Consider the following 15,980-nt stretch of genomic DNA (forward strand, 5'->3'; position numbering starts at 1 on the left):
ATAGCACTAGCTATTTCCATAGCTAGCGCTAAAAGCTTTTACATGAGTAGCCCCCACATTTGACAAAGAGCCATAAAAAAGAACCTGAATCTCATCTCACTGAGATTCAGGTTCTTCTATTACACTGTATTGTTCTAGTATAACTGTCTACAATGAACAATAGTCTTCATTATCGTTCAGTTTAACCTTTCAACAGTTTATACAGTTCTGCTACTTGTGCTTTTACAAGAGCCAATTCTTCACGTTGTGCTTCATTTTCTGCTTTTTGAGCAGCATTGGTAGCACGCAATTCATTTAATTGGTCCTTTTGGATTTGATTTTGTGCTTCTAAGGCAGATACCTTATCTTGTAATGTGTAAGAGGCACTGATTGGTCCTTGACGGAATGTGTCTTTCACAGCTGTTTCATCAGCACGAGCACCAAATTTCCAAGTCACACTAGCATTGGCCATCACTTCACTACCATATCCATTAAAGGAAGCACCTAGATGGAATAAAGTAGATTCATTTTTGTAGTGGTTCACTCCAAGAGCTAACGCACTAGCACCTTGATAGTATCCTAGGCCTGCAGACACTTGAGTTGGCTCTAATGGATCATATTGAATAGTTTGTAATCCAGCTAATGCAGCCGCTTGTGCGCCAGAACGATTAATACGATTGTTGATATTGATCGTTGTACCTCGTAATTGAGACACGTTAACTGCATCCGTATCTTTCGTTCCTGGAGCAAGATTGTGCATTTGTTGCATACCTGCGGAGATACCTTCTGTCATCACTGGGTTACCATCTGGACCAGTTACAGGCTTACCATCTTTATCCAACACTGGTTTATCCATACCGAAGGAAATAACTCGCGTATTATCTACTACATTAGGTTTCAAAGCTCCTACAGCACCCGCATATTTCTCGCCTGGTTTTCCATCTTTACCCATATACACAAAGTTACCATCTTTGTCTTTCATGACAGGCTCATTGTTTGCATCTACATATGTAAGATTTCCATTTGCATCACGAGCTACTGTACTATTTGGAATGACTTTCAATCCTTCGTTCGTATACTCCGTAGAGTTGCCAGGATTTTTAATCACTTCTTTTTGTTTTCCAGTAGTAGGATCGATAACTGGTTTACCATCTTTATCGAATACTTTTTCCATTTTTACTACTTCTTTTTGTTTTCCAGTAGCAGGATCGATAACTGGTTTACCATCTTTATCGAATACTTTTTCCATTTCATCAGTGGTACTAAAGGCAATCTTATCACCAGATACATGCGATGTTTTTTCTACGCCAGTTTTTGGATCCTTTGCATTAAAAATTAAATCTTTATTGGTGAATGATGCCTTATTATCACCAGATTTATCAGTTAAAGCAATTTCCTTAGGTCCTACTACAGCTGTATTGTCATCTTTATCTTTGTAAGTAGTTCCTGCAGCATTAGAAGTATTTGTATTTCCATTTGTATCCTTCAATACATTGGTTGTCGGAGTACTTGTATTGGTATTACCAGCTTTGTCTTTTAGCTCAATTTTGTCTGCTGTAGATGTATTGGTATTTCCCTTAGTATCTTTCAACTCATTAGATGTTGGTGTACTTGTGTTAGTGTTACCATCTTTATCTTTGATAGTAATCGTATCACCTTTTATGGTTGTAGTAGCACCATCTTTACCATTCACACCGATGGCACCTTGTCCATCTTTCGCTGTCATGGAAATGCCGTCTTTACCATCTTTGCCTTTGACTGCGAAGGCACCGCTACCATCTTTACCAACTGTTGCAGACACTACATCTTTGCCGTCAGCATTTTTCACGATCATCGCACCATCTTTGGCAGGTGTCACATCAGCTTTTGGAACTGGTTTTGCATTAGGTTTTGGTTGTTTTGTCACTGGATCAATGTCGGACTCTTTATAGTAATCATCGCCCACTTTCACAAGGTTGTTACCATTTTTATCAACTGCTGTGCCGCCAGTTGTGACAGAATCAATTTTAAGATCTCTATTCACATCTACTTTGACAAATGTAGTTGCTTTCTTAGTACCATCCTCATTAAGAGCGTCCACAGTCACCATAGATACATTCGTGTTAGCTCCATTTGCAAATTTCACATCGTCATTTGGATTTACCTTGTCGTACACTTTTGCATCTTTACTGTAGTCTTTATCAGTAGAACCAATACCTACATTCCAACCAGAATCTTGGATTGCATTAGCCACTGTATTACCAGTCACAAAGCCTGCGCCTGCATTCGTTACTTTGTCAGTCTTAGGATCAACCTTCAATGGAGTACCTGCTGGTTTACCATCTGGACCTTTTTCGAATCCTATTGGTTTACCATCTTTGTCTACTTTGTAGTAGTTATCTCCAATTTTAACTGCATCAGTTTTTGTACCCTTTGCATCAGTTATCGTTACTTTATTCGTAACTTCCCCTTCTTTGATACCTACCGTAATTTCACGAGTGCCATCAGTCAATGTTTTACCAGTAATTTCAATACCCTTACCGCCTTTGAAGTCAACTACATTTGCGTTTTTCACCACATCTTTGTAGCCATTGCCATCTTTGGCAGATACAACCCAGCCCATATTTTGTAGGTCACCTACCGTAGCTGCTGCGTTTTTATTCACAGGTGCATCGGCTGTACCTTCCAAATCAACTAAGTTTGCTTGTGTTGTGTTAGGAGTAGCACCTGGCGCTGTACCTGCTGGTGTAGTATCTACAGTTTTAATGTTCAACGTGGAACCTACACCTGTAATTTGAGTTGGTTTACCATCCTTAGATGTGACATTTAATGCGGAAGATGGTTGTGCATCTGATGCATTATTCGTAGCTGGTTTTGCCGCTTCTGCTTTCATTGTCACAGGGCTCACTGGTGTAACAGGTGTTGTTGTTACATCCACTGGTGTTGCACCTGGTTTTGGAGCGCCATTCACTACATCAGCTGGTTTGTAATAGTTGTCGCCCACTTTCGTGTACGTATTACCTTTACCATCTGTATAAGTATTTGGGCTACCTACGTTCAACGTGCCTGTATCCACATTTGTGAAAGTCACATTATCTTTCGTAGCGTATGTAATTTTACCATTTGCATCCTGTTTCACAGTCAAGTTATTTCCTGCTACCATTTCCACAGTATTGCTTGGTTTAATTAACTCCCCATCATCCTTAGTTCCAGTAAGTTTTTCTCCCCCGTCAGCAGATGTTTTCAAGTTGAAGCCCGCATTGTTAATCGCTTCCGCTACATTTTGTACGGTAGCCACTTTGTTCAATCCTGCCTCATCATGCGCTTTTTGAGCTGCGTCTACTGGTGTTTGTTTAGCAGCTACATCAGCTTTCTTATCTGCCACCGTTTGTTGTAATGCTGGATCTTTTGGATCTGCCGCTAATGCTTTTTCTGCTTCTTTTAAAGCTGCTCTTGCTGCAGACAAGTCTTTTTCAGCAGCTGCTAAGGTTTCTTTTAATTGCTTAGCTGTAGCTGGATCTGCAGGGGTAGCAATAGCTCCTGTTTCCTTATTATCCGTACCTACTGCTGGCTTCATTTCACCAGTAGTTACTTTTACACCATTTTCGTCAACCGTTACAGAACCATTAGCTGCTTTTACATTAAATGTAACATCACTTGCCGTGTTATCCTCACGAGTTGTTACCACTGCGGTGGTACCAAGACCATTGACAAAGTTCACTGTATCATATGGTTTTACAAAATCACGAGATTCTCCATTATTTTGTAAGTTCCAACCTGCGTTCAATACGTCAGATACTGTGGCTGCATTGTTACCAATATACTTCGGATTTGTTTGTCCATCTTTTGTTTTTGGATTTGCTAATGCTGCTGCTTCTTCTGCTGTTAATGGCGCTTTGTTGATGTTTTCTACATCGCCTGTTTTTTCTGTACCATCAGGATTTGTAATTGTTTTGGAGCCATCATTTACATTTGGAATGTTGTTTTTCACATTTTTCAATGTAGTTGGGCTTGTTGTCCCTTCTGGTCCGTTGATAGATGTAACCACATCTCCTTTTGGAACTTCTGCGCCAGATCCATCTGGATTTTCAAAGAATTTCACTTCTTCTTTACCTGTTTTTGGATCTCTCACAGCCTTAGGATATACCTTAGTACCATCTGCTTTTGTGTAATTAACAGGGGTAACTGAGTTATTTGTAGACGTTTGGTCATCTACTTTTACAGTGATGGTACGTACACCTTTGTCATCTGTTTTACCAGATACGATAGCTGTACCTTCGCCTACAAATTTCACTTCATTTGCATTTTTCACTGTATCTGTATAGGCCTTGTCTGTTTCACCTGTTGTTTTGTCAGAAGATACAATCCAACCCATATTACGCAAATCGCCTACTGTAGCAGCTGTGTTGTCGCTTACTTTAGGTTTTGACCCATCTGTTGGTGTGGATAAATCTACTAAACCATTATTAGCTTTTGTAGAACCTGGAACTTCTTTTCCATCTACTGTATCACCATATTTTTGTAAGCCAGATGTTACATTTCCTAATTGTGTAGGATCTGTAGTTTTCTTATTTGGTTCAGCATCTGTATTTTTAACATTTGGATTCACCAAAGAAGAGGTTAATGGGTTTGCAGTTGTATCGATTGGTTTGATAACATTTCCATTTTCATCCACAGGTTTACCATCTTTATTCACCTTCGTACTTGGCTTACCATTTGCATCAATTGGTTGACCTTTATCATTCACTGTATAATAATCGTCTCCAATTTTGGATACTGGTGTACCATCTGCTGTAGTGTATGTCACAGGCAATCCTGTTACATTGTATGTCACATTGCTTGTGGTTCCATCTTCAGATGTAGTCACCACGGCTGTCGTATTCACACCGTTTACAAAGTTCACAGTATCGAATGGTTTTACAAAGTCACGGGCTGCTCCATTGTTTTGTAAATTCCAACCTGCGTTCAATACGTCAGATACTGTAGCTGCATTATTGCCAATGTACTTCGGATTAGCTTGTCCATCTTTTGTTTTTGGATTTGCTAATGCTGCTGCTTCTTCTGCTGTTAATGGCGCTTTGTTAATATTTTCTACATCACCTGCTTTTTCTGTACCATCAGGATTTGTAATTGTTTTAGAGCCATCATTTACATTTGGAATGTTATTTTTCACATTTTTCAATGTAGTTGGGCTTGTTGTGCCTTCTGGTCCATTGATAGATGTAACCACATCACCTTTTGGAACTTCTGCACCAGATCCATCTGGATTTTCAAAGAATTTAACTTCTTCTTTACCTGTTTTTGGATCTGTCACCGTCTTAGGGTATACCTTAGTACCATCTGCTTTTGTGTAATTAACAGGTGTAACTGAGTTATTTGTAGACGTTTGGTCATCTACTTTTACAGTGATTGTACGTACACCTTTGTCATCTGTTTTACCAGATACGATAGCTGTACCTTCGCCTACAAATTTCACTTCATTTGCATTTTTCACTGTATCTGTATAGGCCTTGTCTGTTTCACCTGTTGTTTTGTCAGAAGATACAATCCAACCCATATTACGCAAATCACCTACTGTAGCAGCTGTGTTGTCGCTTACTTTAGGTTTTGACCCATCTGTTGGTGTAGATAAATCAACTAAACCATTGTTAGCTTTTGTGGAACCTGGAACTTCTTTTCCATCTACTGTATCACCATATTTTTGCAAGCCAGATGTTACATTTCCTAATTGTGTAGGATCTGTAGTTTTCTTATTTGGTTCAGCATCTGTATTTTTAGCATTTGGATTCACTAATTTAGATGTTAATGGAGTATCTGTAATATTAACTTCAGAAATTGGTTGTCCATCTTCACCCACAGGCACTCCATTTTCATTGATTTTTGTAGCTGGCTTACCATTGGAATCCAATGGTTGACCTTGTTCATTAACTTTGTAGTATTTGTCTCCAATTTTGGATACTGGTGTACCATCTGCTGTAGTGTATGTCACAGGCAATCCTGTTACATTGTATGTCACATTGCTTGTGGTACCATCATCAGATGTTGTTACAACCGCTGTTGTATTTAAACCGTTCACGAAGTTTACTGTGTCATATGGTTTCACGAAGTCTTTTGCAGTGCCATTGTTTTGTAAATTCCAACCCGCATTCAATACGTCAGATACTGTGGCTGCATTGTTGCCTACGAAGTTAGGATTTGATTTGCCATCTTTTGTTGTTGGTTTCAACAAGTCCGCTGCTTCTTCTGCTGTCAATGGAGCTTTGTTAATGTTTGCTACATTACCTGCATCTGGTTTATCTGTTCCATCAGCATTTGTTACTTTTTTATCAGCATCATTCACTGCTGGAATGTTGTTTTTCACATTGCTCAAGGATGTTGGACTTGCGGTTCCTTTTGGTCCATTAATTGTTGTTTTAACAGGACCTGTTACATTCTCGCCTTTTCCATCTGGTTTAGTATTGAAGATTTGGTTACCATCTTTATCTTTCTTGCCAGTTGGATACACTTGTTTACCATCTTTATCTGTGTACACCACAGGTGTTACCGCATTGTTTGTAGACGTTTGGTCATCTACTTTTACAGTGATTGTACGAACACCTTGGTCATCTGTTTTACCAGATACGACAGCTGTACCTTCGCCTACAAATTTCACTTCGTTAGCGTTTTTCACTGTTGCTGAGTATTCATCAGTAGTGACTGCACCATTTTCACCTGTTGTTTTGTTAGAAGATACAATCCAACCCATGTTACGTAGATCACCTACAGTAGCGGCTGTATTATCGCTTACATTCGGTTCACCTTGTTCTGGTTTAGACAAGTCTACTAAGTTATTACGAACTGGCGCTTTACCATTAACTTCTGGGTCACTATAATTTGTTAATTTGCTAGTTACATTATCCAAAGTTGTTGGACTTGTTGTGCCAGTTTTATTAGTTTCCGGTGCTGGGTTTACCAAGGATGTTTTCAATGGTTTTGCCGCTGTATCAATTGGGTTGATCACATTGCCATTACCATCGATAGGTTCTCCATTGTTGTTCACTTTCGTGCTTGGGTTACCTTGTTCATCTACTGGTTGACCTTTGTCATTTACTTTGTAGAATTTATCTCCAATTTTGGATACTGGTATACCATCTGCTGTTGTGTATGTCACAGGCAAGCCTGTTACATTGTATGTCACATTGCTTGTTGTACCATCATCAGATGTTGTTACAACCGCTGTTGTATTTAAACCGTTCACGAAGTTTACAGTGTCATATGGTTTCACGAAGTCTTTCGCAGTGCCATTGTTTTGTAAATTCCAACCTGCGTTCAATACGTCAGATACTGTGGCTGCATTGTTGCCAATGTACTTAGGATTTGGCTGCCCATCTTTTGTCTTAGGATTAGACAATTCAGCTGCTTCTGTCGCTGTTAATGGAGCTTTGTTGATGTTTGCTACATCGCCCGCTGCTGGTTTTTCATTTCCATCTGCATCTGTAATTGTTTTAGAACCATCATTTACATTTGGAATGTTGTTCTTCACATTGTTCAAGGATGTCGGACTATTTGTACCTTTTGGTCCATTAATTGTTGTTTTAACAGGACCTGTTACATTCTCTCCTTTTCCATCTGGTTTAGTATTGAAGATTTGGTTTCCATCTTTATCTGTTTTACCAGTTGGATATACTTGTTTACCATCTTTATCTGTGTACACCACAGGTGTTACCGCATTGTTTGTAGACGTTTGGTCATCTACTTTTACAGTGATTGTACGAACACCTTGGTCATCTGTTTTACCAGATACGACAGCTGTACCTTCGCCTACAAATTTCACTTCGTTAGCATTTTTCACTGTTGCAGAGTATTCATCAGTAGTCACTGCACCATTTTCGCCTGTTGTTTTGTTAGAAGATACAATCCAACCCATGTTACGTAGATCACCTACAGTAGCAGCTGTGTTATCGCTTACTTTTGGTGCATCTCCATTTGCTGGTTTGGATAAATCTACTAAGCCATTATTCGCTTTTGTAGAACCTGGAACTTCTTTTCCATCTACTGTATCACCATATTTGTCCAAGCCAGATGTTACATTTCCTAATTGTGTAGCTGTTGTTGTATTAGGTTTATCTCCTGTTGGTGTTGGATTAACTAACGCAGTTTTTAATGGTTTTGTTGTATCAACTGGTTCAATTACATTGTTATTTTCATCAACCAATTTACCATCATTATTTGTGCCTACTGCTGGTTTACCTGCATCACTGATAGGTTGACCTTTATCGTTAACTTTGTAGTATTTATCTCCTACTTTAGATACTGGTGCACCATCTTCTGTTGTGTATGTCACAGGCAAACCTGTTACGTTGAAAGTCACATCGCTTGCAGTACCTGCAGCATTCGTTGTCACTACAGCTGTTGTATTACCACCGTTCACGAAGTTTACAGTGTCATATGGTTTCACGAAGTCTTTCGCTGTTCCATTGTTTTGTAAATTCCAACCAGCGTTCAATACATCGGATACTGTAGCTGCGTTGTTGCCTACAAAGTTAGGATTTAGCGCTCCATTCACAATAGGTTTCAACAAGTTGGCTGCATCTCCTGCTGTAATTGGCGCTTCTGTATTGTTTTTGCCACCAATTGCAGTTCCATCTGCCTTATGAGCTGTTTTATCTTCATCATTTACTGTTGGAATGTTGTTTTTCACATTGCTCAAGGATGTTGGACTTGTTGTACCAGTTTTGTTAGTTTCAGGCGCTGGGTTTACCAAGGATGTTTTTAATGGTTTATCTGTGATATTCACATCAGGAACTTCCTGTCCATTTGCATCAAGTGGCTTACCATCTTTGTTGAACTTCGTAACTGGCGCACCTGTATCATCTACTGGTTGACCTTGATCGTTAACTTTATAGTATTTGTCACCAATTTTAGTCACTGGTGTACCATCTTCTGTTGTATATGTCACAGGCAAGCCTGTTACGTTATACGTTACATTGCTTGTCTTACCATCTACTGTAGACACTACAGCTGTAGTGTTCAACCCATTTACAAAATTAACTGTATCATATGGTTTCACAAAATCTACGGCTGTACCATTACCTTGTAAGTTCCAACCTGCATTCAATACATCGGATACTGTAGCGGCATTGTTAGGATTTACATAATCATTGCCAGATTTATTCGTTGTATTTGGTGCTGTTTGAGCTGTGGTAGCATTGCTTGGACCTGTTGTAGCATCGTTATTCTTCGTATCAGGAAGGTTAGATTTTACATTAGACAATGTTGCTGGAGTAGTTGTTCCTTTTGGTCCGTTCACAGAAGTAATGACGTCTGTGCTTGGAATTTCCTTGCCCGTACCATCTGGATTTTCAAAGAATTTAACTGTCTTAGTTCCATCTCCATTATCTACTTCTTGAGGATATACTTTAGTACCATCTGCTTTCGTGTAATTCACAGGAGTCACTGTTTTATTGAGACCTGTTTGACTATCTACTTTTACAGTAATTGTACGTACACCTTTGTCATCTGTTTTACCAGATACAATAGCACTTCCCTCGCCAACAAATCTCACCTCATTAGCGTTTTTTACAGCCTCCGAATATTCAGTGGCAGTTGTTGTTCCATTAGCACCTGTTGTTTTATCAGAAGATACAATCCAACCCATATTACGGATATCTCCGACTGTTGCCACTGTGTTATCCGTTACATTTGTATTCGTTAAATCTCGCAAACTATTTTTAGCTGGTTCTTTACCATTCACTGGATCAGCTTTATAATTCTCCAACTTGCTTGTCACATTATCCAATGTAGTAGGACTTGTTGTGCCTGTTTTATTAGCTTCAGGTGCTGGATTCACTAAGGATGTTTTTACAGGATTATTAGTTGTATTAATCGGATCGATGACATTACCTGCATCATCTACTGGTTTACCATCTTTATTCACCTTCGTGCTTGGATTGCCTTTAGCATCTAATGGTTGACCTTTGTCATTAACTTTGTAGAAATTATCGCCAATTTTAGATACTGGATTACCATCTTTATCAGTATAGGTAATCGGTAAGCCTGTGACATTATATGTTACATTGCTTGTTTTACCGTCCACAGTGGATACAACAGCTGACGTATTCACACCGTTTACAAAGTTCACTGTGTCATACGGTTTTACGAAATCCACCGCTGAACCATTACCTTGTAAATTCCAACCTGCGTTTAACACATCACCAACAGTAGCTGCATTTGCTGGATTTACTTGGTTAGCAGATGTTCCCAATGTTGGATCTGCTTGTGATTTAGTAGCATTACTTGGGTTTGTCGCTGTGTTAGGAGCATCGCTATTTTGCGTATCAGGCAGATTAGATTTCACATTCGTAATATTGACTGGGTTTGTACCATCTTTGTCAGATACTTTGATATTACCATCATCTGTTTTAGATAATTTTGGTCCTTGATCTCCACCTACTTGAATAGTGTTGAAAGAAGGATTCTCTACCGTAGCAAATGTGATTTTACCATTCGCATCATGTTTTACATCTAGGTTTTTACCAGCGATCATTTCTATAGTACTACCTGCTTTAATGGATTCACCATCGGTAGTAACACCACTGCCTGCATTTCTTGTACCACCATTAGCACTCGCTTTCAATGTGAAAGCAGCATTATTCACAGCCTTAGCAACTGTATCTACAGTAGCAATTTTTCCTGCGTCAGCAGTTGGTACTTCCACGGTACCTTTTTTATCGCCTTGTTCAACAGCATTCACAGTACCTGTATTAACAGTAAGACCATCTTTACCTGTAGTAATTGTTTTATTATCGGTTTTAACTTTTAAGCCATCATCAGTTACTTCTAAAGACTGATCCGCTTTTTTTACTGCAACACCAGCATCAGTTACTTCTAAAGACTTATCTCCTGGTTTTACAGTAATTTTGTTATCTGTAGTTTTTTCTAAACCATTACCAGTGTTTACATTGTATTTAATTTTAGAGGTTGCCTGATCTGTTGTCGTTTCTACGACAGCTGTTGTACCCTCACCATTAACAAAGTTCACAGTGTCATATGGTTTCACGAAATCTTTCGCTGCATCATTATTTTGTAAGTTCCAACCAGCGTTTAATACGTCACCTACTGTGGCTGCATTGTTTTTGTTTACTTGGTCAGTTCCTGTTCCCAATGTTGGGGCTGTTGCGCTAGTTGTTGGTGCATTTGTACCTGTTTTAGCACCATCTAAGTTGCCGCCTACATTAGTAATTGGGTTATCACCATTATTTAAGCCATCTTTTGTTAAAGATACTGGTTGTTTACCATTAGTAGCAGGTGTAATTGTCACGCCATCACTGTTGATTACAGTTTTATCACCAGCTTGGTTTTTAAATTCAGCGCTTGTTAGACCAGTTAATTCTTTTTGTAAGGAATAGATAAAGTTTTTACCATCTTGTTTAACAGCTAAATTATCACCAGCTTTGAAAGTTACTGTATTACCTGCTTTAATTAACTCTGAAGCAGCGCCAGACACGGTACCAGAACCATCTTTATCTGCTGTCGCTTTCCAACCCATTTCTGTTAAGGTATTCACCAATTGATCAGCAGTCACCAATTTGCCATTTGTCGTATTCGCTGTTGGCACGCCATCAGCTCCTGTTGTTAGGTTTGCTGTTTTTGGAGTTAATGTAATCGTATCTTCTGCTGCACTTACTTCTAGTAAAGTACCATCACTAGATTTAACAGTGAAAGCGATTCCACCTTTTTTATTTAACTCTTGTTTCTTAGTTTCAGTAGCAGCATTATCACCTGTTTGGCCTTTTAATTGGATAGTATTATTCGCTAGCTTATGGAATTGACTACCGTTAATAGCATCTTTGGAATCTGCAGAGATATCGCCATCTTTTACATTTGTAATTTTTACAGGTTCTGTACCATCTTTATCAGATACTTTAATAGAACCATCAGCTGCTTTAGCAAATTTAGGCCCTTCACTACCACCTACTTGTACAGTATTGAAAGATACGTCATCTCTAGTAGCAAAAGTAAATTTACTACCTGCTTGTGTAATCTTAATGTTTTTATCTGCTTCAAAAGTAACTTTGTCGCCTGCTTTCACAGATTGATCTGTTGGTGTTGCACCTAACTCACCAACGGCTGTTTTCTCAGAGGTCGCAATCCAAGCAGCACTATTTACAGCATTAACTACAGAATCTACGGTAGCTACTTTACCAGTATCACCATCTTTTACTTTCACAGTGCCCGGGTTAGCACCAGTAGTAACAGATTCAATTTCACCAGTATTTACTTTTAAACCCTTTTCATCAGTAGTTAACGTTTTATCTCCAGCTTTGACCTTTAAGCCAGCATCTGTTACTTCTAAGGATTTATCAGCTGTATTGACGGTTAAACCAGCATCTGTTGTTTTTAATGACTTATCTCCTGGGTTTACCTTAACTCCATCTGTTCCTACTGTTAAAGATTTGTCAGCTGCGTTTACAGTGATTTTGTTGGTCGCATCATCTTTTTTCAAGCCATCGCCAAGGTTTACGCTGTATTTCACAGTAGATGTTTTACCATCTGTACTTTCTACAGTAGCTGTCGTGCCATCTCCATTGACAAAGTTCACAGTATCATAAGGCTTCACAAAATCTACAGCTTTGTTATTACCTTGTAAATTCCAACCTGCATTCAACACGTCAGATACTGTCGCTGCATTCGTCGGATTTACTTGATTAGCAGCATTCCCTAACGTTGGGGCTGCTTGGGATGTAGTGGCATTACTTGCCCCTGTAGTAGCATCGTTATTTTTAGTGCTCGGTAAATTACCTGCCACATTGGAAATCGCATTACCACCATTATTCAAACCTGCCGTAGTTAACGAAACGGGTTGTTTTCCCGTAGTTACTGGAGTGACTGTCACCCCAGCACCATTAATATCAGTCGTATCGCCTGCATCATTTTTAAACTGAGCGCTTTTTAATCCCGTTAATTCTGGATTCAAGGAATAGGTGAATTTAGACGTTACACGTGTTCCAGTTTGACGGTCCGGATTGTCTGGATCTTCATACACTGGTCTAGATGCATCTTCTTGATGTAAAACCAAATTATCGCCTACACGAATTTTTACTTCATCATTAAGGCGAATCTTATCGACATTGCCTGTAGCTGTTCCAGGGTTTTTTCGTGTCGTTGTTTTACCATTCGCAGAATGTACTTCAGTTCCTTTTGTAGCTAGCGCTCCATTTAATTTCAATACACCAGAGCTAGTTTTATCTTTTTCAGCCTCTACAGACCAACCATTAGACATACGTTTTGTAACGGAGTTCAACTGAGAACCATTAATAGCATCCGTGGAATCGTCCGCAATACGGCCAGCTGCTACGTTTTTCAATTGACGTTCTGCCCCTGGCGAGCCAAAAGATACTACGTCACCTTCAGAAGTATTTGAGCCACCTGCCCAATAGAATGTATAAGCTACCTTTTTACTGTCAAATGGAACAATATGGCCTTCTTCATCATAGGAAATATCTGTTTGACGAGTACCAATCGATCTAGAATCAGCTCTAGAACCTGTACCGATAGCCACCCCATTTTGCAGTTCAGAAATAGCACCTGTACCTAGGGCCACACCACCTAATTTTGTGACACGAGCACCAGTACCAATGGCTGTCCCTAAATCTCCAGTAGATAAAGAATGAACCCCCATAGAAATAGAACCATGACCATTTCTATTTGCCGCCGAAGAATAATCTAAGCGAGTTGTATTTAAGATGTCACCATTCGTTAATTCCCCATAGGCTTGTTGAATAGTACCAGATGTGTTTTCCATGACAACGGATCGTACAGTACGATCTGTTGGTACGCCACCAATCATTTCTGTTTTTTTCTCAGTTTTGATGAGAGCTTTTCCATCAGCACCTATTTTCTCTTTTTGGTAACTTACTCGTTGATTAGCTACCTCGGTAATTTCAGAACCACCGATCATGATAGAGGAATCACCTTGTGCCTGTGTTCCAAGACCCATAGCAATGGCACCTTGTTTACCAGAAGCAACCGCGCCTTGACCTACCGCAATATCTGCTGTTTTTTCAGCTTTTGCCAATTGACCGACTGCAACGGAGGATGCAACTGCTTTAGACTCATCACCAACAGATACAGCAGACACACCTGCATCTGCTTTATAACCAGTGGCTACCGCGGATTGTTCTGCCCTTGAAGCAGTACCTGCAGCTACACCAAACTTGCCATTTACCCAGGAACCCATACCGATGGCTACTGCAGCTTCCGCATTTGCTTGTATAGCGGAACCAGATCCAATAGCCGTGGCGCCATAGGCCCCCTTACGAACTAATGCATTCGTACCGATAGCAACCCCCAATGGAGTAGTAGAATGAGCTTGCATACCAATGACAGTAGATCCATTTTGCGCATATGTAGCTTGATATGATGTATTTAAAGCAGCCCCAACAAGTTCTTGGTACTTTTGACTAATGGTTTTACTAGCTAACGTTCCACTTTGATCATGATCAGACACTTCTGTCACGCCAAAATTAGTTTTATTTGACATAAAATAGCTAGCATTTGCAAATTGAGTAATATCATTACCCCCAATGGCAATCGCACCTTGACCTGCTATCGACTGAGCACCTAAGGCTACCGCTTGGTCCCCGATAGCGCGGGTATTACGACCAACTGCAGTACCTTCATTAATATCTACTCCTTTATAGTTAAATCGATTTGCTGCATCCTTATCTCCTGCTTCTGTCGATGTGTTACCAAAAGCCTTAGCTAGTACAGTTGCATTATTATCAGGATCAGTACCATTGCCCGTTGGTATGCCGTCTGTATTAATCGCACGGAACCCCGCGCCAGCACCAGCACCAATAGCTACGGAAGAGTTAATAGCAGCATTATTTCTATTAACCCCCGTATAAGATGATACCCCGATCGCCACGCCACCTGCAGCAGCATTTGTATTTGTACTTGTTACATCAGTAGCTGCTCCTGTTTTGGTAGAACCTGCTGTGGAATTATAGCCTATAGCAATACTATATCCACCCCCTTCATCACGGCTTTTAGCTTCTTTGCCAATGATAATATCATTGTCTTTCTTTGCTTCGCTAGATGAACCAAAAGCAATTGTATCATTCGCTGTAGCCTTTGCCTCATTACCAAATGCCATTGAGCGCTGCCCAGCCGCTTGTGTATTTCTACCAAGGGCTACAGTATTGGAACTTGTAGCCTTTGAATTTGTACCTAGAGCGATCGCATCCTCTCCGTTTGCGTTTGTATTAGAATTTTGTCCTATAGCGAGAGATCGCTTTCCCTGTGCATTACTACCAGCAGATATAGCCACAGCTTGCTCACCACTTGCTTTAGCAGCAACACCAATCGCTTCCGACAAATTCCCTGATGCTTGTGCATCAAGCCCTATTGCAGTAGCACTATCGCCTATAGCTTTTGATTTTCTACCTACCGCCACTGCATTGTTCTGAGTAGCCTGAGATTCAGTCCCAACAGCCACTGCATTATTACCACTAGCTGATGAAGTTCCTCCAAAAGCGACACTGGTATCGCTACCTGTGCCTGCATTATTAATGGCCGCCCCTACTGTGTTTACCATCACAGGACTCACCGCCATAGCCATAGCTGCAGAGCTAATGACAATAGCTTTCGCCTTATTACGACCCACTCGTTTTGCTAGTTCTGATACAACTACGTAGCAGCCCTTTGTTTTACTCCACACAACTTTATAAATGCGATTTAATGCCATTTACTTCCTCACCTTTCATTTATCATCTATATGCATATGATTTTAATATTATTACTGTCTTTTATATAGGAAACACAAAAAACTATAACTTCACCTATTTTTTAAGTTATAGCTCATAAACTATGGTATTGTTATCTTCTACTGATAAAAATTATATAAGATATATTAGCAAACTTAAACTAGCACTCTAGTTTCCTTCATTGACTAATATACCTAATATTACATTATGCATAAAATTATATACAACAAATAAAAAGAATACAAGCCATTTATAATATGCATATTAAATTAGTAT

Annotated in this window: 1 protein-coding gene; it reads right to left on the reverse strand. The window is 39.6% G+C overall.

The genetic code is table 11. From position 1 onward, the window contains the following. Window positions 1-181 precede the first annotated feature (181 nt). Window positions 182-15,685: an ESPR-type extended signal peptide-containing protein gene (locus EO119_RS07395; RefSeq protein ID WP_126941259.1), complete on the reverse strand. Its 15,504-nt coding sequence runs from the start codon at window positions 15,683-15,685 to the stop codon at window positions 182-184. Window positions 15,686-15,980 lie beyond the last annotated feature (295 nt).

The sequence above is a fragment of the Veillonella sp. CNR 79/14 genome (assembly GCF_003992185.1).
Lineage (GTDB): Bacteria > Bacillota > Negativicutes > Veillonellales > Veillonellaceae > F0422.